This is a genomic window from Pseudomonas sp. rhizo25 (assembly GCF_031931935.1).
Lineage (GTDB): Bacteria > Pseudomonadota > Gammaproteobacteria > Pseudomonadales > Pseudomonadaceae > Aquipseudomonas > Aquipseudomonas synxantha.
Genome location: NZ_JAUJXA010000021.1, coordinates 17740 through 40661 on the forward strand (window position 1 = coordinate 17740; position 22922 = coordinate 40661).

16 protein-coding genes are annotated in these 22922 nt (G+C 62.3%); 5 read left to right on the plus strand and 11 right to left on the minus strand.

What is annotated here, in order from left to right; genetic code table 11:
• The first annotated feature begins 78 nt into the window (after window positions 1-78).
• Together QZR30_RS25730 and QZR30_RS25735 are read left to right on the plus strand one after the other, a co-directional pair.
• The gene (locus QZR30_RS25730) at window positions 79-1029 is read left to right on the plus strand and encodes a nucleoside-specific channel-forming protein Tsx (RefSeq protein WP_046072211.1); all 951 of its coding nucleotides are present in this window, start codon (window positions 79-81) and stop codon (window positions 1027-1029) included.
• 14 nt (window positions 1030-1043) lie between these two features.
• Window positions 1044-2075 (plus strand): purine-nucleoside phosphorylase, encoded by a 1032-nt coding sequence (locus QZR30_RS25735; RefSeq protein WP_046072210.1) that lies wholly within the window; start codon window positions 1044-1046, stop codon window positions 2073-2075.
• A gap of 63 nt (window positions 2076-2138) precedes the next feature.
• Here QZR30_RS25735 and QZR30_RS25740 read toward each other — a convergent pair whose 3' ends face one another.
• The 6 genes from QZR30_RS25740 to QZR30_RS25765 all read right to left on the minus strand — a co-directional run bounded on the left by QZR30_RS25740 (window position 2139) and on the right by QZR30_RS25765 (window position 5471).
• A complete protein-coding gene (locus QZR30_RS25740; RefSeq protein ID WP_311904526.1) occupies window positions 2139-3098 on the minus strand; it encodes a quinone oxidoreductase family protein in 960 nt (319 codons plus the stop codon).
• Window positions 3099-3126: 28 nt separating this feature from the next.
• Window positions 3127-3300, minus strand: coding sequence for a DUF1427 family protein (locus QZR30_RS25745; RefSeq protein ID WP_080944757.1), 174 nt, complete (start codon window positions 3298-3300; stop codon window positions 3127-3129).
• A 69-nt stretch (window positions 3301-3369) separates the two neighbouring features.
• Window positions 3370-4146, minus strand: a complete 777-nt coding sequence (locus QZR30_RS25750; protein WP_124400354.1) for an AraC family transcriptional regulator — start codon at window positions 4144-4146, stop codon at window positions 3370-3372.
• A 116-nt stretch (window positions 4147-4262) separates the two neighbouring features.
• On the minus strand, window positions 4263-4433 hold the full coding sequence (locus QZR30_RS25755; RefSeq protein ID WP_311904527.1) for a metallothionein: 171 nt from the start codon (window positions 4431-4433) through the stop codon (window positions 4263-4265).
• Between the two features lie 89 nt (window positions 4434-4522).
• Window positions 4523-4978 carry a DMT family transporter gene (locus QZR30_RS25760; protein ID WP_043049517.1) on the minus strand — a complete coding sequence of 152 codons (456 nt, stop codon included), beginning with the start codon at window positions 4976-4978 and terminating at the stop codon, window positions 4523-4525.
• Window positions 4979-4982: 4 nt separating this feature from the next.
• Complete coding sequence (locus tag QZR30_RS25765) at window positions 4983-5471, minus strand: DMT family transporter (protein ID WP_311904528.1); 489 nt, start codon at window positions 5469-5471, stop codon at window positions 4983-4985.
• 117 nt (window positions 5472-5588) lie between these two features.
• Here QZR30_RS25765 and QZR30_RS25770 point away from each other — a divergent pair, with 117 nt between their 5' ends.
• The 3 genes from QZR30_RS25770 to QZR30_RS25780 all read left to right on the plus strand — a co-directional run bounded on the left by QZR30_RS25770 (window position 5589) and on the right by QZR30_RS25780 (window position 7396).
• A complete protein-coding gene (locus tag QZR30_RS25770) occupies window positions 5589-6521 on the plus strand; it encodes a LysR family transcriptional regulator (protein WP_311904530.1) in 933 nt (310 codons plus the stop codon).
• 141 nt (window positions 6522-6662) lie between these two features.
• Window positions 6663-7022, plus strand: coding sequence for a type II toxin-antitoxin system Phd/YefM family antitoxin (locus QZR30_RS25775; protein ID WP_173664484.1), 360 nt, complete (start codon window positions 6663-6665; stop codon window positions 7020-7022).
• A complete protein-coding gene (locus QZR30_RS25780) occupies window positions 7019-7396 on the plus strand; it encodes a type II toxin-antitoxin system VapC family toxin (protein ID WP_043049514.1) in 378 nt (125 codons plus the stop codon). The genes QZR30_RS25775 and QZR30_RS25780 overlap by 4 nt, the downstream gene beginning before the upstream one ends.
• Window positions 7397-7423: 27 nt before the next feature.
• Here the strand turns inward: QZR30_RS25780 and QZR30_RS25785 are convergent, their stop codons facing one another.
• The 5 genes from QZR30_RS25785 to QZR30_RS25805 form a co-directional block, all read right to left on the minus strand.
• Entirely contained in the window at window positions 7424-8743 is a 1320-nt protein-coding gene (locus QZR30_RS25785) for an Nramp family divalent metal transporter (protein WP_046072204.1), read from the minus strand.
• A gap of 42 nt (window positions 8744-8785) precedes the next feature.
• The gene (locus tag QZR30_RS25790) at window positions 8786-10339 is read right to left on the minus strand and encodes a DUF726 domain-containing protein (RefSeq protein ID WP_311904532.1); all 1554 of its coding nucleotides are present in this window, start codon (window positions 10337-10339) and stop codon (window positions 8786-8788) included.
• A 295-nt stretch (window positions 10340-10634) separates the two neighbouring features.
• Window positions 10635-10940 (minus strand): XRE family transcriptional regulator, encoded by a 306-nt coding sequence (locus QZR30_RS25795; protein WP_034120120.1) that lies wholly within the window; start codon window positions 10938-10940, stop codon window positions 10635-10637.
• Window positions 10933-11298: a type II toxin-antitoxin system RelE/ParE family toxin gene (locus QZR30_RS25800; protein WP_046072202.1), complete on the minus strand. Its 366-nt coding sequence runs from the start codon at window positions 11296-11298 to the stop codon at window positions 10933-10935. Before QZR30_RS25800 ends, QZR30_RS25795 begins: the two co-directional genes overlap by 8 nt.
• A 188-nt stretch (window positions 11299-11486) precedes the next feature.
• Window positions 11487-22619 carry an autotransporter-associated beta strand repeat-containing protein gene (locus tag QZR30_RS25805; RefSeq protein WP_311904534.1) on the minus strand — a complete coding sequence of 3711 codons (11133 nt, stop codon included), beginning with the start codon at window positions 22617-22619 and terminating at the stop codon, window positions 11487-11489.
• Window positions 22620-22922 lie beyond the last annotated feature (303 nt).

Genomic DNA, 22922 nt, shown 5'->3' on the forward strand with positions numbered 1-22922 from the left:
TTGCGGAACGAACTTGCGCACCAAGTTCACACCTACCCGCCAAATCGGGCTCCAACCGCGTACGAATAAGGATTTTCAATGCACCCCACCTCAAGGCCCCGCGCTTGCTTTGGTGTTTCCTTGCTACTGGCCGCCGTTACGGGAGTACTCAGTGCACCCATTTTGGCGCAGGAAAAGCCCGTCGATGACTCAGCACAGGGCGAAGCCCTCAGCCCTGAGGCCAACCCGCCGGCGAAAAAAGGCGCTTATCTCTCGGAATGGTTCAATCAGGACCTGACCCTGATCGGCAGCAAAGACATCAGCTTCGGCCCCAAGCCCCAGGACGACGTCTACCTGGAATACGAATACTTCGGGCGCAAAGGGCCCTTTGAGTTGTACGGCTATATCGACGTACCGAAGATCCTTACCATCGGTAACAGCAATGACAAAGGCGTGTGGGACCATGGCTCGCCGGTGTTCATGGAGCATGAGCCGCGGATCTCCATCGACTACCTCGCAGGCCGCAGCCTGGCGATTGGCCCGTTCAAGGAGTGGTATGTGGCCTTTGACTGGATCTACGACCATGGCAGCAATAAGGAAAACCGCGCCAACACCCTGTACAGCGGCCTGGGCACCGATATCGAGACCCACTCGCGGGTCAACCTGTCGGCCAACTTCTACGGGCGCTACCAGTGGGAAAACTACGGCGCCAGCAATGAATATTCCTGGGACGGCTACCGTGCGCAAATGAAGTACATCGTGCCCATCGGCAAGTTCGACAATGGTGCTTCGCTCACTTATATCGGCTTCACCAACTACGATTTCGGTTCCGACCTGCACAAGGACAACCCGGCGCGCACCGCCAATTCCCTGGTGGCCACCAACGTGCTGCTGTACTCATTCACTCACCTGCGTTTTACCTTGGTGGGGCGTTACTTTCATAACGGCGGTAACTGGGAGGACGGCAGCGAGCTGAATTTCGGCGAAGGCAACTTCCGCGCTCGCTCCGACGGCTGGGGTTACTACGCCGGCGTGGGCTACCAATTCTGATCAAGGAGCTATAGATGAAAGCACTTACCCGTGTCTCGCTGGCCGTCGGCCTGGCCCTGCTGCCCCACGTGGTGCTGGCGGACAACCCGGCGCCGATCAAGCCCAAGGTGATGTTGATCGCGATGTTCGCCCCCGAGGCGCAAACCTGGATCGACCGCCTGGAGCTCAAGCAAGAAGTGCGCGTGCCGGGCTTGTCTGCCGACTATCCGGTGATTCGCTGCAATACCCAGGACGTGTGCCTGCTGGTGACCGGCATGGGCCAGACCAATGCTGCCGCGTCGACCCTGGCCCTGGCCCTGTCACCCAAGTTCGACCTGCGCCAGAGTTACTTCCTGATCGCCGGGATCGCCGGCATCAGCCCCAAGCACGGCACCATCGGCACCGCAGCCTGGGCTCATTACCTGGTGGAGTTTGGCACCCAGTGGGAGCTTGATTCCCGGGATGCGCCCAAGGATTGGCCGACCGGTTATATCGGCATCAACACCAAGGGGCCCAACGAAAAACCACCACTGGACTACAAGACCGAAGTGTTCGAGCTCAACCCCAAGCTGCAAGCCAAGGCCTTTGCCTTGTCGCACCGGGTGGAGCTGACGGAAAGCAAGGAGTCGGCCGCCTGGCGCAAACACTACCCTGCCGCCCCGGCCAACCAGCCGCCGCAAGTCACGCGCTGCGACACCCTGGCGGGCAACACCTGGTTTTCCGGCACACGCTTGAGCGAGCGAGCAGAAGTCTGGACCAAGTTGCTCACCGACAATAAAGGCGAGTACTGCACCACCCAGCAGGAAGACAACTCCACCTATGAAGCGCTGCTGCGTGCCAGCCGTGAAGGCTTGGTGGATATCCAGCGCCTGGCCGTGGTACGCGCGGGCTCCGACTTTGACCGGCCTTACCCGGGTTACAGCGAGGTAGACAACCTGCTCAAGTATGCGGACCAGGGCGGCTTTGTACCGGCGCTGGAAAACCTGTATCGCACAGGCAATCCGTTGGTCCAGGCGATTGTTAAGGATTGGTCGACGTGGGAAAAAGGCGTACCTGAGACCAAGTAAAGATCTGAATGTGGGAGGGGCGGTGCGACGATTCGACTTGCCCCCTCCCACATTTGATACGGTTTACGGCAGAAAGATGATTTTATCCGGGCTACCGCTGTTCACTTGCCCATAGCATTCAACGCCATCAGCCAACGCCACCTCACGCAAGCCGGTCGGCGCCGGCAACAAGCCTTCATCGAAGAACCGCCCGAACGCCTCCAGCATCACCGCACATTGCTCACAGCTATAGAGCAACGAATTGACCCCCACCACCGCCCCACCCTTGCGGTACAGCGCCAGGGCCGGCAGTTGCACATGACCGTCGACCGGTGCGGCAATAATCGCGATACGCCCGAAAGGCGCCAACCCCGCCACCGCGGGGGGAAGCCAGAAACCGGTGGTGTCGAAGATCACCTCGGCGCCGCCCTCGAACACCGCATGCACCTGGGCACCGAGTGCTTCCGGCTTGCCCAGGCCAATCGTGTCAACCCCTTGCGCCCGCAATGCCTCGACCTGATCAGCCTTGCGCACCGCCGCCAATACCTGGGCGCCGCGAATCCTGGCCAGCGCCAACGCCGCACTGCCGACGGCACCATTGGCGCCAATCACCAGCAAGCGCGTGCCCTTACCGACACCGCTACGCTCCAGGGCATCCCAGGCGGTGGTATACGGCACACCCAGGCTGGCGGCTTGGGCAAAGCTCAGGTGACTGGGCTTATGCGCCACACCTGTGGCTGACAGCCGAAGGTATTGAGCATGGGAGCCGTCAGCACAAAAACCCAGGTCACGACCGGTGCCCCAGACCTCCTGGCCGAGCAGCGCTTGCGGGCCTTCCACCACCACGCCGGCAAAGTCACGCCCGGGAATGCGTGGCAACGTGGTGTAGGGAAAACGGCCGAGTACATTTTTTACGTCGCTGGGGTTTAAGCCCGCGGCTTTTACCTGGACCAGTACTTCATCGGCGCCCGGCACGGGCATGGCGACATCGACCAGGTGCAGGTTGGCGAGGTCGCCAGTGGCGCTAAATTGCAGTGCTTTCATCAAAGGCATCCGTCGAAAAGAAAAGGCATCAGGACAACCAACCGCTGAACATCTGCCGCCCCATGGGCCAGAGCTTTTCGCCGAGCAATATGCCCGTCAGGCCCACCAGGGCAATGGCTGGCGGCGCGGGCGAGCGAAAGTCCAGCGCGCCGTAGATCACGCCGACAAACAGGCCGATGGCCAGGGAAATCAGATAGTTCATGGAGGCTAGACCCAGTTGATTGATGGGCTCAGCTTAAAGCGCGCCTGAGGTCGGCATCGGCCAAGTGCTTCAGGATTTCGGCCAACCCGCGTACTGCGAAGGCGATACCCCCAGTTCCCTGCGGAACATGTCGCTGAAACTGCTCGGCGAATAACCCAGGCCGCGGGCAATGCCGCTCACCGACTGGCCCTGGACCAGCTCCGCGGCTGCCATCGCCAACTGCACCTGGCGCCGCCACTCGGCAAAGCCCATGCCCAGGTGGTTCTGGAACAGTCGCGCCAGGGTGCGCACGCTGGCGCCCGCAGCCTCGGCGTGCTGCTCGATGGGGATTTCCAGGGAGGGCGCAGCCATGACCGTCTGGCATGCCTTGATCAGCCGCCGATCAGCCGCCACCGGCATGGCGATGCGGATTGGCGAGCGACGTGCGCGTTGCAGCTCCAGCAGAGCCAGGCCGACGACCGCCTCGTAGTAGCCGGCATCGCCGTGATCGCCTTGTTCGACCAACGTCACGATCAATTCACGCAACAACCGGCCTACTTCGATGACCTGCACCTGGCTGTCCAGCGTCGCCGCCAATGCCGGACGCAGGTAGATATTGCGCATTTGCAAATCGGAGACCACACGGATCCCGTGCTCCACCCCCGGCGGCAACCACACGGCGCGCTGGGGCGGCACCACCAGGGCTTCGCGGGGCGTCTCGACCCACATCACACCGCTCATGGCATAGAGCAGTTGGCCCCATTCGTGGCTATGGGGCTCCACGTACAACCCACGCGGATAGGTGCGCGCCAACGGCTGCACAGGGACGGCGTGATTACTGAGGTCGGGAGGCGCAGCCAGGGCCATGGCGGGTACACATTAATCGAAGACAGGTGAGCATGGTAAAGACTCACCGCCGACAAGCGAACTGTTTTAACTCACCCTGCAGGCACCGGGTTGCCCGGGCCTGCAGGTCGAACACCTCAGGTGTGAGCCGACTTGGCGCACTCGCAGCCCGTCGCGGCGGCGCAAGGCTCACCGTGGGCATGGTGCTCGGCACAGCCCTGGCAGCAATAACCTTTACCGTCCTTCTTGATCGCATCGCTGCCCAGTACGCATTTGCAGTGTGGGCAAGCACAGGTTTGATCTGGCATGGTCAGACTCCTTTTTCATGGTCGTCGCGATGCGGCGAACACCGCACCTTAAGCAGTGACTGCGTACACGACGCCAAGGTTCAGCGCCATCAGTCGGCCGCGCGGGTATTACTGCGATACATGAACACCAGTGCCAGGGCCAGGCAGAGCATCGCCACGATGCGGCTCCCTGATAATTCAATGGCTGGGTTGCCCAGCCAGCCGAAGTTGTCGATCAACATGCCCATCCCCAACTGCCCGACAATCACCGCCACCGTGGCGACAGCCGTGCCAACCACCGGCACCGCGCCGACCATCACCAGCATGTACACCACGCCGAACAAAGCGCCGGTCAATTGCCATTTCGGCACGTCCAGCAGGCTGACGGCCTGGGCCGGCTCGAAGAAAAATATCAACAATGCCGTGATGAGCGCGCCAACGGCAAAGGTCAGCAGGCTGCTGCGCAACACCCCAACCGTCTGGCCCAGGCGCCCATTGATCGCAGCCTGCACACTCAACACCGCCCCTGCCGCAATCACCACCACCAATAACAGAATCAGATTCATCGTCTTACCCTCGTGCAATCAGGACCAATGCCGCCACAATCAACGCCAGCGCAATCCAGCGTTCGCCATTGACGCGCTTGCGTGCCGTGCCGAACCAGCCGAAGTGGTCGATCAACACACTCTTGCCCACCTGGCCCGACAGGATCGCAATCATGGTCATGGCGATACCGATGTGCGGCGTGGCGAGTGTGAGCACTACCACATACATCGGCCCCAAAAACCCGCCGATCAATTGCCAGCGCGGCAGCTGGGTAAATGCCGGGCCCTGCTGCGCGCCGCTGAACAGCAGCAGCAGAAGCAGGATCGCCGTGCCGACGCCGAAGATGCTCAAGGTCGCCCACAAATGCCCGACCTGCGCGCCCAACGGCCCAAGCAATCCGGCCTCCACTGACAGCCCCATGCCCGCCAGGATCACCAACGGCAACAACAGCAGCCGTAGGAGGTTTTTATTCGGCCTGGCCTGCGCCATGCCCTCGATAGTGCGTGCCTGCATACATCACCTGCGTATCAAGAAAAGAAACATGGCGCGCATTATCCGGTGGCCGCCCTGTGCGATAAATGGGAGTATACGGACAACACCTTTGCGCAATACGCACAGCCTGGAGGCATGATGCAGGGCTTGAATGAACTGAGCTTCAAGGCGCTGCGCCTGTTCGTGGCCGTGCTGGACCATGGCAGTTTTTCCGAAGTGGCCCGCCGCGAGGGCCTGGCGCCCTCCTCCATTTCACGGCAGATCCAACTAATGGAACAGGCCCTCGGCCAGCAATTACTGTATCGCCATACCCGCGCCGTGAGCCCCACCGAAGCCGGACGCCTGCTCGGGCGGCACGCGCGCCTGGTATTGGAACAGTTGGAAATGGCGAACCAGGCCCTGCAAGAACAGGACAACGAGCCCAGCGGGCTGGTCCGGATCAACGCGCCGATGGTATTCGGCCAGCGCCACCTGTCTCCCTGGCTGGGCGCGTTGTGCCGACGCTACCCAAAGCTGCAACTGGATATCCAGCAAACCGACACCTTCGTCGACCCGCTGCAAGATGGCACCGACCTGTTGTTCCGCATTGGCGTGCTCAATGACTCCGGCATGCAGGCACGCATCTTCGCGCCCCAGCGCTTTCGCATCGCCGCCAGCCCCGCCTACCTGGCGCAACACGGCACGCCGCGCCACCCCGACGAACTGGCCCACCACCAATGCCTGGCCTATAAAGGCATCACCGGCCAGCAGCGCTGGTTCTTCCGCCACGGCCAGGGCGACTGGACACCCTACAGCGTCAAGGGCCCGATTACCGGCAACCACGCCGACACCCTGACCCACGCCGCCGAACAGGGCCTGGGGCTGGTGGTGTTTCCTTCCTGGTTGATTGGCGAAAGCCTGCGCGCCGGCACCTTGCAGGACGTACTGACCGACTATGAAGTCGCAACGACCCTGGAGCCTCAGCAGATTGCTGCGTTGTGGCCAGGCAGCCGGAGGCTGTCGTTGAAGGTGCGTACGGTGATTGATTATTTCGTGGAGTGTTTTGGGACGGTGCCGTATTGGGATCGATGAGGCCTATTGCGCTCCAGAGACGCCACTGGTGAGGGAAATTTCCTCGTAGGAAAAGTAGGTCCGTTCTGATTTTGCGGGCAAGTATTTTTGGGCACGGTGCGTTGGGGCAGACTTTGGCGAATTCTTTTTTGGAGAGATGCCATGGATGTCGTGTATTACAAGCCATCACGTGCCGAACGAGCGGCCTTGACCAGTGGTCGAGCCGTCTTTGATAGCGCCCGTAGTTTTGGCTATATTTGGCCAAAACACGGGGAAGACCACATGATTACCGTTGCGTTGGGTGAGGCAAAAAACAATCTGTCCAAGCTGGTCGATGAAGCCGCCGCCGGCAAAGTCATCACCATTGCCAAGCATGGCCGTGCAATGGCCCAGCTTGTCCCCATCGGTAAACCCAAGGGCCGGCGAATTGGCGCAATGAAGGGTAAGCTGGTCATCCCTGATGACTTCGACGCACCGCTGCCCAGCGATTTGTCAGATGCGTTTGAGGGCAGTCCTTCATGAGACTGCTGCTGGATACCCATATCCTGCTGTGGGCACTCAACGATGACCCCAGACTATCTGGCAAAACCCGTAAGCTGATTGAAAATGCCGCAGACGTCTACGTCAGTGCGGCAACATTCTGGGAAATGGCAATCAAGGTTGGCGTTGGAAAGCTTGCCGTAGACCTGGATGAAATCCGTGAGTATTGCCTGGAAAGCGGTTTCGTCGAACTCCCCATCACCTCGGAGCACGCCATTGCGGTCAAGGATCTCGAACATCATCACAAGGACCCTTTCGATCGGCTGATTATTGCAACCGCGATGAGTGAACCAATGAAGCTACTAACAGCCGATCCGCAGGTTGCCCAATACACATCCTTAGCGATGTTGGTTTAGGTCATGCCCCAGTAGCGCTATGTCCAATCAAAACAACCACTGCCCAATCAACCACGCATTCGCGCCGCTGATCACCGCGAACAGAAACCACGCCAACAGCCGCGTGGGCAGCCTGTTAACGAACGGCCCCATCAATTGTTTGTCGCCGGTCATGCGGATCAGCGGGTACAGCGCAAAGGGCAACTGCAGGCTCAGTACCACCTGGCTGAGGATCAGCAGCTTGCCGATCGCATCGTCACCCATCAACCACACGCCGAGGAACGCCGGGATCAGCGCCAGCCCGCGGGTAATCAGGCGTCGTTGCCAGCAGGGTATGCGCAGGTTCAGGTAGCCCTCCATGATCACTTGCCCGGCAATCGTCCCGGTAAAGGTCGAGCTCTGCCCCGAGGCCAGCAAGGCGATACCGAACAGGATGCTGGCGAAGGCGCCGCCTACAAGCGGGTCGAGCAGGTGGTAGGCGTCCTGGATTTCCACCACATCGGTATGACCGGTCTTGTAGAACGCCGCCGCAGCCAGCACCAGGATCGCCGCGTTGACCAGCAAGGCCAGGGCCAGGGAGCCGATGGTGTCGATACGCGCCAGCTTGACCGCGTCCTGCTTGCTCGCCAGGTCCTTGCCGACCAGGCGGGTTTGCACGATGGAGGTGTGCAGGTAGAGGTTATGGGGCATGACCGTGGCACCGAGGATACCGATGGCCAGGTACAGCGGCGCAGCGTCGCTGATGGCCGACAATGACGGGGTGAAACCGCTGAGCACATCGGGCCAATAGGGTTTGATCAGCACCAGCTCGATAAAGAAACACACGCCGATGGTCGCCACCAGCGCCAGCATGATCGCTTCCAGGCGGCGAAAACCACGGTTTTGCAGGGCCAGGATCAACAGCGTATCAAAGGCGGTGATGACGATGCCGGTGGTCAGCGACACGCCAAGCAACAGGTGAAACGCCAGGGCGCAGCCGAGCACTTCGGCAAGGTCTGTGGCGATGATGGAGATTTCCGCCAACAGCCACTGGGTACGCGAAGAGCGCTTGCTGTAGCGCTCACGGCACAGTTGCGCCAGGTCTTTGCCGGTGGCGATACCCAGCCGCGAGCACAGGCATTGCACCGCCATGCCCGCCAGGCTGGCCAGCAGCACCACAAACAACAGGCTGTAGCCATAGCGCGAGCCGGCTTCGATGGCGGTCGCCCAGTTGCCAGGGTCCATGTAGCCGATGGAAATCAACAGGCCGGGGCCGGCGAACATCAGCATCCGTTTGAAAAACGATGCCTTGGGGTCAACAATGACGGAGCCGGCCACTTCCGGCGGGCAGAACGGGGCGGTAGCGATTTTAGGCAGGCTGAATTTCACACGGTATTCCAGGCAAATACACAAGACTTGGGCAGCAGCTTATCAGTCGGACGCGACCGTGCGCATCACTGTATCCCGCGGCAAGTCGAACGCCTCCACCACTTGCACCACCAGGTCCAGCTCCTGGTTCAGCGCTTCGCGCTCCATGCGCTGGCGAATCACGCCAATCACCAACACCGCCAAGGTGGTGATCGAATACGCCGGGCCGGAAAACGCCCGGACACCGCTGACCAGCAGCATCGCCGCGGCCAGCGCCTGGCCCACCAGCGGAATCGCGGTGGCCGCACCCCGGCGCAGGATAAACCCGGTCAGCCCTGCCAGCGCGGTGCCGCTCAAGGCGGTGGTGGCCGAGCGGCCCACATCGAAGCGGGTGAACAGCCCCTGCTCTTTTTGCGCCGCAGCCTTGAGTTCGGCGTCGAACGCCTGGCGGTCGGCGCGGCTGAGTTTGTCCTTGTACTGCTCGATGAGCTTTTCTGCGACCTGCCCTTCGATATCCGCCAGCGCCACGCTTTCAAGCGCAGCGTCGAACTTGATGCCCAAGCGTTGCGCCACATCTTCGGCAATCTGCCGATAGCCCACGCCATGGCCACGGGCCAGGTTCATAAAGCTGTCGCCACCCATGCGCTGCAACTCGATGGCCAGCTTCAGCGGTTCGCGCACGCTGGCATCAATGGAGGCACTGCGTTTTTGCGCCATCAGCTCGGCAAGAAACTTCAACTCTTCCGGCCGCGCCTGCACCAGCGCCGGGTACAGGTCCCCATCCTCCTCGGCAAAACGCACTTCACTGCTGCGCAGGTCGGCGCGGATCAAACCGCGCCGCTCCTGCAGCAGGTCGGTGTATTGCACCACCGTCTTCAATTGCGGCCAGTAGGCGGCATGATCGAAGCTGGCCAGGTGCACATTGGTGACCTTGGTCTTCAATGCGGGCGTTACGTCAATGGCATAACGGCCGATACAGCGCTCGGTATCCGGCTTCATCGCCAAGGCCCAGTCCTTGCTCGAATGACAATTGATCAGCCGGCCCTTGAGCGGCGCCGACACGTCATCCCAAGGGCTCGACGTACAGATCGCCCCGCCCATCAGCAACAGGTTATTCAACGGCAGTTCACGGGCAATCTCGGGGCTGGCCAGCAGACTCTTGACCAGGATACGTGCACCCAGGGAATGGCCGATCAGATTGATGCGCCGCACCGGCAGAGACTCAGCGTGCAGGTAACCGGCCAGTTCGGGCAACAAGGTCTTGGCCACTTCATCGACCCGCGCCTCGACACTTTTGTAATGGTCAAGAAAATACGCAATCGCCTTGCCCACGCCTACCGTGGCCGCGCCCAGGCCGCCACCGCCGAGCATCGAGGTGATCACATCCTTGAACGGTGCAAACAGGTTTTCCAGGAAATGCCCCGCCGGCCAGAACAACATCAGGTTGGTCGAGCCTTCGATACCTGCCAGTTGTGCCTTGAAATTGCCCAGTTGCTGGCGGTTGAAGAAGGCCGAGTAACCGTGAACATAGAGATTGAGCACATCCCCCTGGGGCTCGCCACACAGGACAAACGTTGGCTTGCGGGTGCGGTGCATTTCATCCCACTGGTGTTGCATGGGCCGGTGACTCCTGGTGGCAAGGGAGGGCGATAGTAACAAACCGAGCCGAAAAAGAAGGTGAATCCTGACCAGCGTTCGGTCCTATCAGAACAAGAGTGCCGCCTTGGACCTGCCCAGGCAGGGCGTTGGGGAGTCTTCCAGATTACGGTGGAACATCGCGGTAAATGCGCTGCAAGAGTGATCGTGCACGACGATAGATAGTCATGTCAGGAATCTGGAACTTTGACTGTCCCACTACAAAGCAGATAGCAAAAAGCCCGGCTTGGCCGGGCATACGGTAGCTGTATCAGTATCAGCAAGCAAAGTTGTCAATCTTGACCTGGCCATCTGGGAAGGTAGCGATGATTTCCAACTCACCGCCCATCGCACGAATATAGTCACGCAACGTACTGATGTACATGTCAGTACGCCGTTCCATCTTCGAAACTGCAGCCTGATTGATGTTCAATGCCTTCGCCAGGCTTGCCTGGCTCAACTGCTGGGCCTTGCGTAGCTCATGCAGCGGCATTTCTTTCAAATGTTGCTGAAGTATCTGCTCGGCATCGGCGCGCGACTCGGGCGTCATGCGAGCTTTCAGTTCCGCGAATTTCTTAGCCATGGTCACGGCCCTCTTTACGCAATGTTTCTAAATGTACGTCGTACAACTTCTCTGCCAAGGGTACGTACCCGTGGTACCAACGGTGCTGTGCAGTTTTATCGCCACCTATGAGCAGCACCGCACAACGCCGGAAGTCAAAGGCGTACAACACTCTGTAAGGTCGTCCTGCATGCTGTACCCGCAGCTCTCGCAGGTTGCCGTGTCGAGCGCCCTTGATATCGCTGCTATGGGGAAAGCGCAGCCCCGGCCCGAACAGCCCCAGCAAATCAACACTGGCAGCCACCGAAGATTGCTCCTTTGCATCCAAGCCATCCCAACAGTCCCCGAATTCATCCGTGTATTCAATGTCCCAGACCATGCAAATATGCCACCCAAGGAATATAAACTCAAGGGCATAACTTTAGGTCGACGTTGGTTAGCCAGCCAACCGCGCTCCGGAATAAATTGTGTGCGCATTCTTCAGCCTGACGGTTGAGCAATAAACTCTGCGCACTCAGGAATCAAAAAAAACCGCCCTTTCGGGCGGTTCAAAAAACTCGGCCTTGATCAAAAACCGAGGGAGAAACTGACCGTTACCGCATGGTCCTTGTCATTGCGCGAGAGCTGACCCGAATAGCCCAGACCCAGCTTGCCGTTCTGGCTGATCTGGTAGTCCAGGCCCGCTTCCACCACCGCGCTGTCCTTGGCAATCGGCACGCCCTGGGTGCTGAACGAGCCACCGCCGTTGATAAAGCTCAGGTCGGCGTCAGGCTTGGTATCGCCGAACGCATGGCGCCAGCCGATGCTGCCCCGTGGGGTGAGTTTCGAGCCGTTGCCCAAGGTGATGGTCTGGCCGATGCGTACGCCCAAGGTCGAGTAGGTGATGTCCTGGTCAGCATCGCCGCGCAGGGCTGCCGAACCGCCTTTTTCCTTGATGGTGTCGCTGTCGTAGTTGACATACGCCAGGCCAGCGAACGGTTCCAGGGCCACGCTGGCGGTTTGGATGGTGTAGCCGACTTCACCGAACACCTGCGCACTGCGTGCCTTGTAGTCGGCTTTCAGGCGTTGGCCCTCACCGCCGACCGCCACGTTGCGTTTGCTTTCGATGTCATGCCAGCTATATGCCACGCCCATGCGTGCGGCGAAGGCTTCCTGCTGGTAGACGGTGTACGCCATCAGGTGGTAGCTGTCGACGTCGGCGCTGGAGTTGCGGCGCTTGGCATCCAGGTCGCTGCGGGTGTAGCCGGCAGCCACGCCTACGCGCCAGGCGTCATCCACTTGCTTGTCGGTGCCGAGCAGGAAGCCACTGAGGTTGCGATCCAGCTTGGCGGTGTTGCTGTCGCCGCCCAAGTGACCCCAGGTGCCGAGTACGCGCATCCAACCGACCATCTCGCCATGGCAACCGGCGCTGGTCAGGCGGTTTTCGCTTGGCGCCAGGGCATTGCGTGGGTCGTCCTCGCGGTAGCAACCGGGTTGACGCAGGCGCTCATTGACCGCGTCACGTACGTAACGCGAATCTTCGAGCATCGCACTGGCGGTGCTGGCGTGGATCTCGCCGGACAAGCTGTCGAAGGCTGCACGTGCGCCTGCCACGTCAGCGTTAAGCAGTGCGTTCTGCACTGCCGCACCACCGACTGCCGCCCCGCTGCCCAACGCCGCCGCCACGCCGCGCTGGTTATCGGTGGCCGCCACGCTGGCGTAGCTGACGTTGTTACGGCTGACCGCCAGGGCCACCTGGGTCGGGCTGTAGTTCAAGGCGGTATTGAGAAACGCCAGGTTCTCCAGGTTAGTGGTGGCGAAGGTGCCGTTGACCGCACCTGCTGTCAGCAGTGTGTAGGTGGTCGCGCCAGCATAGGGTTCCAGGTTGATCACATTCAAGGTGCCGCCCAGGTTGGCAGTGCCGCCCACGGCCAGGGAGCCGGTGGTGGATGGGGTGATCACCAGGTTCAGCGCCCCGGTGCTGGCGTTGGTGAAGTTGCCAGCCACGCTCAACTTGCCGCCGTCAGGCGTCACCGAGCCGTTGTTGACCAGCGAACCGACACTGCCATTACCGGTGAGGCCCGCACCGCTGGCCACGCTGACTTGGCCGCCAAGCACTGCGCCAGGATTGGCCGCGTTACCCACCTGCAACACGCCTTCGTCCACCGCCACGGTGCCGCTGAAGGGCTGGTTGCCGGTCAACAACAGCGCGCCTGCGCCTTGTTTGACCAGTGCACCGGTACCGCTCAAGGTGCCGCTGAACTGTCCGTTGGTGCGCTGGACAAACAGCAGCCGCGCATTGTTGAGGATCCTGCCACGCAGGCTGGTGGTGGTACCCGCCAGGGTACCGCCGCTGACCGTGGTACCACCGGTGTAAGTATTGGCGCCGGTCAGCAGCAAGGTGCCGGCGTCGAGCTTGTTGATCCCGCCTGTGCCCACCAGCGGTGCATCGATCTGGGTGGTCACGCCGGAGTTGACCCGCACCGCAGCCAGGCTGCCATCCGCCGCATTGGTGGGGCTCAAGCTGCCGCCTTCCCCCGCCGCCAATGTGTAGCCGGCGTCGAGGAACTGCAGGCCGGTGAAGCCTTGGTTGCCGACCACTGTCACGGTGCCGCCCTGCCCGCCAAATACGGCGAACTGATTAGTGGTGACCTGGCCCTGGGTGCCGGTCGGATCGGTCCAGTTGGTGCCTGGGCCCCAGGTGCCGCTGCCGCCGTCAATGCTGCCATCCGGGTTGGTGGTGCCGCCGTTCCAGAACTGGATCTGCCCGGGGGCGGTCTGCACCACCAGGTTGAGTTGGTTGGCCAGAGCGGTCTGCAGGCTCACATTGCTCAAGGCGACGGGCAAGGTACCTAAGGTGAGGCCGTTATCGGTCAGGCTGCCGCCGTAGCGGAACAGTTGGTATACCCCAAGGCCAAAGCTGCCCGCATCGCTGACGTTGAGCGTACCGTCCAGGGTCAGGTTGCCGCCGACATTCACCGCCGTGCTCGATGCACCCGGCGCGCCGAGGGCAAAGTCCAGGGTGGTGCCCGACGACAAGGCCAGCGCGCCCAGCGACAGTGGCGTCGCTGCACCGGCCTTGAGTACCGAACCGTCCGCCATGTTCACCGTACCGCCCAGCGTGCCGCTGCCACCGAGGGTCGCACCGCTGGCAACTTGCACCGCAGCACTGCTCAAGGTGCCGTTGACCAACAGACTACCGGTGTTGACGTTGGTCGTGCCGGTAAACGTGTTGTTGCCGGTCAGCAGCAATGCGCCGGTGCCGGTTTTGTTCAACACGCCAGTGCCGGTGAGGTTACCGGTGTAGGTGCCGTCAGTGGCTTGCTCGAAGGTCAATGCTGCATTGTTGACGATGGCGCCTTGCAGGCTGTTGGTGCTGCCGGTGGTGCTGCCGCCATTGAGGGTAGTGCCGCCGCTGTAAGTGTTGGCAGCGGTGAGCAACAAGGCGCCACTACCGTTTTTCACCAGGCTGCCGCTGCCGCTGACCACGCCGTTGAGGGCCAGGTCGTGGCTGCCGGCCAGGCTCAGCGGGCCGCCCAGATTGATGGCATTGGCCAGTTGCAGGTCAGTGCCGCCATCCAGTTGCGCGGCGCCGCCTACCGTCAGTGCACCACTGCCCAGGGCGGCGTTATTGCCGAGCACCAATTGACCGGCGTTCAGGCCGGTGCCGCCGCTGTAACTGTTGGTGCCGTTGAGGGTCAGCGTCGCAGCGCCGTTTTTAACCAGGCTGCCGCTGCCGCTGATGCCACCATTGAGGGTCAGCGCATTGCTGCCGCCCACCGCCAGGGCACCGTTGAGTACCGCCGCGTTGGCCAGGGTGACCGCCGCGTTGCTGTCCAGCGTGGTGCCAGCGGCCGCCGACAATGCGCCGGTGCCCAGGGCGTTGTTGTTACCAACCACCAGCGTACCGCCATTCAGCGCGGTACCACCGGTGTAGCCGTTGGCGCCGTTGAGCACCAGAGAGCCGCTGTCGAGCTTGGCCAGGGTGCCGGCGCCGTTGAGGGTCACGCCCAGGGTCGCGGTGACGTTCGGGTCGACGCGTACCGCGGTGTTGCCGGTGCCGCCATTGACCAGGTTGAGCACACCCGCCGCGCCGGAGGCCAGGTTATAGCCATCGGTGACGAACTGCATGCCGGTGAGGTTTTGCGTGCCGTCTACCGTCACAGTGCCCGCCGCCCCTTGGAACACCGCGAAGCTGTTGTTCCAGTTTTGGTTGAGCGTGCCGTCGACATTGGTCCAGTTAGTGGTGCCTGCGGTCCAGGCACCGTTACCCCCGTCGATGGCACCATTGCCGATCAGGCTATTACCGTCCCAGAACTGCACGGTGGTGTTAGGCGCAGTCACCAGCAGGTTGACCTTGTTGCTGATGGCGGTCTGCACTTGCAGGTCGCCCGGGATCACGCTGCCCGGCAGCGTGCCGAGCGTCAGGCCGTTATCGGTGAGTGCCCCGCCATAGTTGATGAGGTTGTAGACACCGCTGCCAAAGCCGCCGATATCGGTGACGTTGAGGTGGCCGTCCAGGGTCAGGTCGCCGCCGACATTCAGCAGCCCGCTGCCGCCACCCACGACTGGAGCGCCGAGACCGACATCGAGGTTGGCATTGCCACCCAGCACCAGCGAGCCCACCGACAGTGTGCTGCCGGCGTTCAGGCCGATATGGCCACCGTCGGCCACGGTAACGGCACCGGCAAGGGCACCGCTGCCGGCCAGGGTCGCACCGTTGTTCACTGCCACCGTGCCGCTGGCCAGGGAACCTGTGACATTCAAGGTGCCGCCGTTGACGTTGGCCGCGCCGGTGATGCCGTTGGTGCCGGTCAGGTTGAGCACGCCGCTGCCGTTTTTATCCAGGCTGCCGGCACCGCCCAGCGAGCCGCCGAAGGTGTTGTCCAGGTTGCTGCCACCCACTGCCAGCGTACTGCCGCCAGCCACTTGCACCGCACCGTTGCCGGCCAGGCTGTTGAGGCTGGCATTGCCGCCCAGGTTGAGGCTCGCGCCTGTGCCAACGGTGACGCCGGAAGTATTGCCCAGTGCGCCATTGCCCAGCGTGGTCACGCTGCCGGCCGCCACGGTGAGTGGGCCGCCGAAGCTGTTGTTGCCAGTCAGCAATAAGTCTGCCGCGCCATTCTTGATCAGCGCCGCATTGCCGGCGAGTACACCGGCCAGGGTCAGGTTGTTGTTGCCAGCGACGGTGAGGTCGCCATTGAGGCTGACCGCATTGGCCAGCACCAGCGGCGCGCTGTTGGTCAGGCTCGCCGCACCGCCAACGGTCAAGGCGCCAGAGCCCAGGGCCGTGGCGTTGCCGAGGGTCAGCGTACCGGCATTGAGAGCCGTACCGCCGAGGTAGGCATTGGCGCCATTGAGGGTCAGGTTGCCCACACCGGTTTTGGTCAGGCTGCCGGCGCCACTGACCAAGCCGTTCAGGCTCAGGTCGGCGCTGCCCAGAATGCCCAGGTTACCGGCCAGGTTCACCGTGTTGGCCAAGGCCACTGCGGTGCTGCTGTCCAGGGTAGTGCCGGCGGCTGCGTTCAAGGCGCCGCTGCCGAGTGCGGTGCTGGATGCGAGGATCAGCCCGCCCACGTTCAGTGTGGTGGAGCCTGTGTAGGTGTTGTTGCCGCTGAGGGTCAAGCTGGCGATGCCGTTCTTGATCAGGCTACCGGTGCCCGCCACGCTACCGGCCAAGGTCAAGGCATTGCTGCCACCGACAGTCAAGGTGCCGTTGACGTCCACAGCGTTGGCCAGGCTGACCGCGGCATTGCTGTCCAGGGTGGTGCCGTTGGCGGTGGTCAGCAAGCCGCTGCCCAGGGCACTGTCATTGCCCACTATCAAGGTGCCGCCATTGAGTGCGGTGCCGCCGGTGTAGCTGTTGGCACCGTTGAGCACCAGGGTGCCGGTATCCAGCTTGGCCAGGGTGCCGCCGCCGTTAAGCGTGACGCCCAGGGTGGCGGTGACGCCAGGATCGACTCGCACGGCGGTGTTGCCACCGACGCCATTGAACAGGGTCAAGGCACCCGCCGCGCCGCCGGCCAGGTTGTAGCCATCGGTGACGAATTGCAGGCCAGTAACGCCTTGCGCACCGTCAACGGTAACCGTGCCTGCAGTGCCTTGGAACACTGCAAAGCTGTTCGGCGCCCAGCCTGTATCGAACGCGCCATTGACGCCGGTCCAGTTGCTGCCGCCTGCGCTCCAAGTGCCGCTGCCGCCTTCGATGGCGCCGTTGCCGCTGGTTTGGCTGCCGTCCCAGAACTGCACGTTGGTACTGCCGTCGACCAGCAGGTTGATCTGGTTGCCGATGGCGGTTTGCAGGTCCAGGTCAGCGGCCGGGATATTCACCGGCAGGCTGCCCAGCAGCAGGCCGTTGTTGGTCAGGCCGCCGGTGTAGTCGATCAGGCGGTAGATACCTGCACCGAAGCCACCGATATCACTGACATTCAGCGTGCCATCCAGGGTCAGGTTACCGTTGACCTGTACCAGTGCCGTACCGCCAGTGGATGGCGCGCCGAGGCCCGCGTCCAGGTTGGAGTTGGCGTTGAGCAACAACGAACCGGTGGTCAAAGTAGTGCCCGAGTTGACGGCCAGGTGGCCGCCATCGGCGATGCTCACATTACCCAGCAAGGTGCCGGTACCGCCCAGGGTCGCGCCGCTACCCACGCCTACATTGGCGCTGGCCAATGAGCCGTTGACGAGCAGGCTGCCGGCGTTGACCAGCGTATCCCCGGTCAACGCGCTGAGGCCGCCGAGGGTCAAGGCGCCGGTGCCTTCTTTGGCAAAGTTGCCGAGGCCTGCCAATACGCCATCGAACGAACTGTCGAGGTTATTGGCCCCGACGCTCAACGTGTTGCCCGCACCTACTGTCGCCAGACCTGTGCCGGTGAGTGCGCCCAGGCTGGCGGTGCCGCCCAGGTTCAGGGATGTGCCGCTCGCCAGGTTGACGCCGGCGCCGACACCCAATGCCCCGCTGCCCAAGGTAGTAAGGCTGCCCGATTGCACATCAAACAAGCCGTTGAAGGTGTTGTTGCCGGTCACGCTCAAATCAGCCGTGCCGGTTTTGACCAGGTTCCCACTGCCTGCCAGCACACCCGCGAGGGTCAGGTTGTTATTGCCCCCACCCACGTTCAGGTTGGCATTGAGGTTGACCGCGTTAGCCAGCACCAGCGGTGTAGTGTTGGCCAATGTCGCTGCGCCGCCGACCGTCAAGGCGCCGGTGCCCAAGGCTGCGGCCGTGCCCAGGGTCAAGGTGCCGGCATTCAGGCTGGTGCCGCCTTGATAGGTGTTGATGCCATTGAGCGTCAGGTTGGCTGCACCGTCCTTGACCAGCGCGCCGGTGCCGGTGAGCAGGCCCCCCAGGGTCAGGTCATTGCTGCCGGCCACCGTCAGCGCCGCGTTCAACACGGCATTATTGCCGACGGTCAGCGCGGTGTTGTTATCCAGGGTCGCTGCACCGCCAACGGTGAGGTCGCCCAATCCCAAAGCCGTCGCATTGCCCAGGGTCAGCGTACCGGCATTCAGGGAGGTGCCACCGAGAAAGGCATTAGCGCCAGCGAGGGTGAGATTGGCCGCGCCTTCTTTGGTCAGTCTGCCGGCGCCATTGATCGCGCCCGCCAAGGCCAGGTCGGCCGTGCCGCCGATGCCCAGGTTGCCGGCCAGGTTGATTGCATTGTTGACGGTCAGTGCAGTGCTTGCATCCAGGGTGGTACCGCCTGCCGCATTCAGGGTGCCGCTGCCCAACGCTGTATTCGCCGCCAGGACCAGCCCACCTGCGTTCAGGGCCACCGGGCCAAGGAAGGTATTGCTGCCGCCGAGGGTCACGCTGGCCGCGCCATTTTTGATCAAGCCACCCGCGCCGCCAATCACGCCGTTGAGCGTCAGGGCGTTGCTACCCGCCAGGTTCAGGTTGCCGTTAAGGGTGATGGCATTGCCAAGCGTTGCCGCGGTATTGCTGTCGAGTGTGGTGCCCGCCGCAGCAGTCAGGGTGCCTGTGCCCAACGCACTATTGCCACCGACTACCAGTGTGCCGCCATTGAGCAAGGTGCCGCCGGTGTAGCCGTTGGTGCCATTGAGCACCAGGGTGCCGGTATCGAGTTTATCCAGGGCGCCCGCGCCGGTGATATCAACGCCCAGGGTCGCAGTAGCCAACGGGTCGACGCGCACCGCGAAGTTGCCACTGCCGGTGTTCAATTGGCCGCCAGTGCCATTGGCCAGGGCGTAGCCATCAGTGACGAATTGCAGGCCGGTGAGGGTTTGCACGCCATCAACGCTGACAGTCCCCGCCGTCCCCTGGAACACCGCGAATCCGCCGCCCCAGGTCTGGTTGAGGATGCCGTCGGCCGAGGTCCAGTTAGTACCGCCCGCCGTCCAGGTGCCGCTGCCACCGTCAACACTGCCGTTGGCCACGTTGTTGCTTCCGTCCCAGAACCGAATGTTCGGCGCCGACACCACCAGGTTGACCTGATTGCTGACCGCGGTTTGTACCAACAAGTCGCCCAGGCCATAGCCCAATGGCACGCTGTTGACGTTCAACGCGCCGGTCAGGCCACCGGTGTAGTTGATCAACCGATACACACCGGCACCGAAGCCACCGGCATCGCTAACATTGAGGTTGCCGCCCAGGTTCACATTGCCGCCGACATTCAGCAGCGAGGTCAGCGAAGGCGCGCCGAGGGCCACATTCATATTGGCGCCGGCATTCATATTCAAGCTGCCGGCCGACAAGGTCGTGCCACTGCTCAGCGCCAGTTGCCCACCACTGTTGATATTCACCGCCCCCAACAGCGAACCGCTGCCGGTGAGGGTGCCACCGCTATTGACGTCGACCACAGCGCTGCCCAGGGAACCGCTGAGGTTCAGGGTGCCCGCGTTGATCGTCGTGTTACCGGTAATGCCGTTGATACCGGTGAGGTCCAGGGTGCCGGTGCCGACCTTGATCAAGCCACCTGTGCCGCTAAGGCCACCGTCAAAGGTACTGCTGGTGCTCAGGCCACCCACGCTGAGGTTAAAACCGCCACCTACCGCCACGTCGCCCGTACCAGTGAGGCCGGCCAGGCTGGAATCGACATTCAGGTTCAGCGCGGCACCGGCTGCCACGTTGGCACCCGTACTGCCGGCCAGGGCATCGGCACTCAACAGCGTGACGCTGCCGGACAGAATATCCACGGCCCCGGTGAAGGTGTTGCTGCCGGACAGTGCCAGATCAGCCAGGCCATTTTTGATCAGCGCACCCGCGCCGCTGATCACACCGTTCAGGGCCAGGTCGTTGTTGCCGGCGATGCTCAAGTCGGCGTTCAACGCAATGGCGTTGCCGATGCCGAAGGCCGCGCTGTTATCCAGGGTGGCTGCTCCGCCGACCGTCAACGCACCACTGCCCAGGCCATTGGCATCGCCCAGGGTCAGGGTGCCGGCATTCAGTGTGGTACCGCCGCTGAAGCTGTTATTGCCATTGAGGGTCAGGTTGGCCCCGCCCTCCTTGACCAGTGCACCGGTGCCGCTGACGACGCCGCCCAACGTCAGCCCATTGCTGCCGCCCACACTCAGCCCCGCATTGAGGGCTATGTTGTTGCCCAGGCTGACGCTTGCATTGCTGTCCAGGGTCGCCGCACCGCCGACGATCAGGTTGCCAAGGCCGAGGGCCGAGTTGCTGCCGACGGTCAGGGTGCCGGCATTCAGGGTGGTGCCGCCGAGGAAGCCATTGGTGCCGTTGAGGATCAGGTTGGCCGCGCCATCCTTGGTCAGGCTGCCGGCGCCATTGACCGTACCGCCCAGAGCAAGGTCGGCCGTGCCGCCGATGCCCAGGTTGCCCGCCAGATTGACGGCGTTGGCCAGAGTGACCGCGGTGCTGGCATCCAGCGTCGTCCCCGCCGCCGCATTCAATGCACCCGTGCCAAGCGCAGTAGCGGAACCCACCACCAGCCCACCGGCATTCAGCGCGGTAGTCCCGGTACGGGTGTTGTTACCGGTCAGGGTCAACAGGCTTGCACCGGTTTTGATCAAGGTGCCGGCGCCGGACATCACGCCGCCCAGGGTCAGCGGGTTGGTACCGGTCAGCGTCAGGTTGGCGCCCAGGTCCACATTATTGGTGAGTAACGACGCGCCGCCAGCGTCAAGGTTGGCAGCGCCGGTCACACTCAATCCACCGCTGCCCAGCGCAGTGTTACTGCCCAGCACCAAGGTGCCGGCGCCCAGGCTGGTGGTGCCGCTGTAGCCGCTGTTGTCGCCATTGAGGGTCAGGCTGCCCGTGCTGCTGTGGATGATGCCACTGGCGCCGGACACCGCACCGCCCAAGGTCAGTGCGCCAGCCACGTCAGTGGTCAGGTTGCCGTTCAAGGCCAGCGTGTTGCCCAGGTTGATGGTACCCGGGGCCTGCAAGGTGGTGGCCGCGCTGACGGTCACCGCGCCAGTGCTCAACGCCAGGTCATTGCCCAGTTGCACCGAGCCGCCGCCCAGGGTCGTCGCGCCGGTGTAGGTATTGGCACCGCTGAGGATCAGTTGGCCGCTGCCGGCCTTGGTCAAGCCGCCGATTCCCGAGAGCACACCGCTCAAGGTCAGCCCGGTCGAGGCACCCTGCACTGTCAACCCGCCAGTGCCCAGGGTCAGCAAGTTGCTCAGGGTCAGGCCATTGCCAGTGGCCTCGATGGTCCCGCCGTTGACGGTCAGCACACCACTGCCGAACGTGGCGTTGTTATTGAATTGCGAGAGGCCGCCATTGAGCGTGGTGCTGCCGCTGACCAGTGGCCCTTGCAAAGTCCAGGTGCCGCTGTTGATGGTCAGGTTGTTGAAGTTGACATAATTGGCGCTCGACGCGGTGCCGGTGCCGGTAATACCACCGCCGGCGCCGAGGGTGTTCTGCAGGATCAAGGTGTTGCTGCCCAGGGCGCCGCCATCCACCTGGCCGGTGGGTGCGAATGTGAGATTCACGCCAATCAACCCGCCCAGACTCAAGCCGATACCACCGCCGGCCGTCACGCTCGAACCGGTGACGGCGGTGAAGGTGTTGGTACTGGCGGCCCCCATCAACACACCGCCGGAGAGGGTGCCGGTGTTGAGGAAGGTGTTGCCGGTAGCAGAGCTTTCAAAGGCTACGCGCCCGGTCAGGGTGCCGTTGTTGGTCATGTTGACTTGCCCGCCGCCTTGCACCGCCACCACCGGCGTGTCGGAGGTGAACAGGCTCAAGCCGAGCAAGGACGAAGAGCCGATGGTGCCGTTGTTGACGATCGTGGTAACGCCGCCTGCGCCGTTGGTGGCGTTCAGGGCCATGCCATCGAGCGAAGCCAGGTTAAGCCCGAGCAGCGCACCGGTGCCGCGCATGATTCCGCTGGCGGTGTTGGTGATGTTCAACGCACTGGCGGCCGTGTTGCCGATCACCACGCCACCGCTCAGCACTGAAACCAACCCGAGGAGTGCCGGGTCAATGGTGCCGGCGTTGTTCAACGTCGTGTCGTTGCCAGTCAGGGTCAACGCTTTACCGCCCAGAGTCGCGTTGAGCTGCGCGCCGGCGTTGACGTTGAGCGTGAGGTTGTTAACTGCACTGCTGAAGGTATTGAGGAACAGTGGCAACGACGGCACACCGGTACAGGTAACCGTCGCGCCGGGCGCCGGGCTTGCTGGGGTACAGGCGGCCAGCACATCAGGACTGGCCAGGCCTATGACCAGCCCCGCCATCCCCAGGCGAACGGCAAGAGAGAGCGCAGAGATACGAGGTGTAACGGCAGCCGCAAGTCTTCTATCCACGTTGTACTCCTTGTGGTCCAAGCGTTTCGTCCATGAATGCGTGAAAACCCTGGGTTGACGCTCCACACGCATCGAATTCGAAAAACCTGACCGTGGTGACTACTGATCCAGTTTTCGAAACGTTAGTAGAGCTACCCGAAAGCCATTGAATTAAATGGTATTAATACTTTCGTAAACCCGGCGTAAGAACGGGATGACACCCAACATCCATTGACTGTCGCGACAGAAATACAAGTTTCAAAATGTGAAAAAGAGTTTTAATAGCACCCTGTTTCCGTCCCCCCGTAGGAGCGGTCAGCTGTT

What these genes read in the sequence shown, in the direction of transcription:
- QZR30_RS25780 (WP_043049514.1), top strand. Translation starts at nt 7,019, where the DNA reads ATGAGACTGCTGCTGGATACCCATATCCTGCTGTGGGCACTCAACGAT.
- QZR30_RS25770 (WP_311904530.1), top strand. Translation starts at nt 5,589, where the DNA reads ATGCAGGGCTTGAATGAACTGAGCTTCAAGGCGCTGCGCCTGTTCGTG.
- QZR30_RS25795 (WP_034120120.1), bottom strand. Translation starts at nt 10,940, where the DNA reads ATGGCTAAGAAATTCGCGGAACTGAAAGCTCGCATGACGCCCGAGTCG.
- QZR30_RS25765 (WP_311904528.1), bottom strand. Translation starts at nt 5,471, where the DNA reads ATGCAGGCACGCACTATCGAGGGCATGGCGCAGGCCAGGCCGAATAAA.
- QZR30_RS25790 (WP_311904532.1), bottom strand. Translation starts at nt 10,339, where the DNA reads ATGCAACACCAGTGGGATGAAATGCACCGCACCCGCAAGCCAACGTTT.
- QZR30_RS25745 (WP_080944757.1), bottom strand. Translation starts at nt 3,300, where the DNA reads ATGAACTATCTGATTTCCCTGGCCATCGGCCTGTTTGTCGGCGTGATC.
- QZR30_RS25800 (WP_046072202.1), bottom strand. Translation starts at nt 11,298, where the DNA reads ATGGTCTGGGACATTGAATACACGGATGAATTCGGGGACTGTTGGGAT.
- QZR30_RS25755 (WP_311904527.1), bottom strand. Translation starts at nt 4,433, where the DNA reads ATGCCAGATCAAACCTGTGCTTGCCCACACTGCAAATGCGTACTGGGC.
- QZR30_RS25740 (WP_311904526.1), bottom strand. Translation starts at nt 3,098, where the DNA reads ATGAAAGCACTGCAATTTAGCGCCACTGGCGACCTCGCCAACCTGCAC.
- QZR30_RS25730 (WP_046072211.1), top strand. Translation starts at nt 79, where the DNA reads ATGCACCCCACCTCAAGGCCCCGCGCTTGCTTTGGTGTTTCCTTGCTA.
- QZR30_RS25735 (WP_046072210.1), top strand. Translation starts at nt 1,044, where the DNA reads ATGAAAGCACTTACCCGTGTCTCGCTGGCCGTCGGCCTGGCCCTGCTG.
- QZR30_RS25760 (WP_043049517.1), bottom strand. Translation starts at nt 4,978, where the DNA reads ATGAATCTGATTCTGTTATTGGTGGTGGTGATTGCGGCAGGGGCGGTG.
- QZR30_RS25750 (WP_124400354.1), bottom strand. Translation starts at nt 4,146, where the DNA reads ATGGCCCTGGCTGCGCCTCCCGACCTCAGTAATCACGCCGTCCCTGTG.
- QZR30_RS25775 (WP_173664484.1), top strand. Translation starts at nt 6,663, where the DNA reads ATGGATGTCGTGTATTACAAGCCATCACGTGCCGAACGAGCGGCCTTG.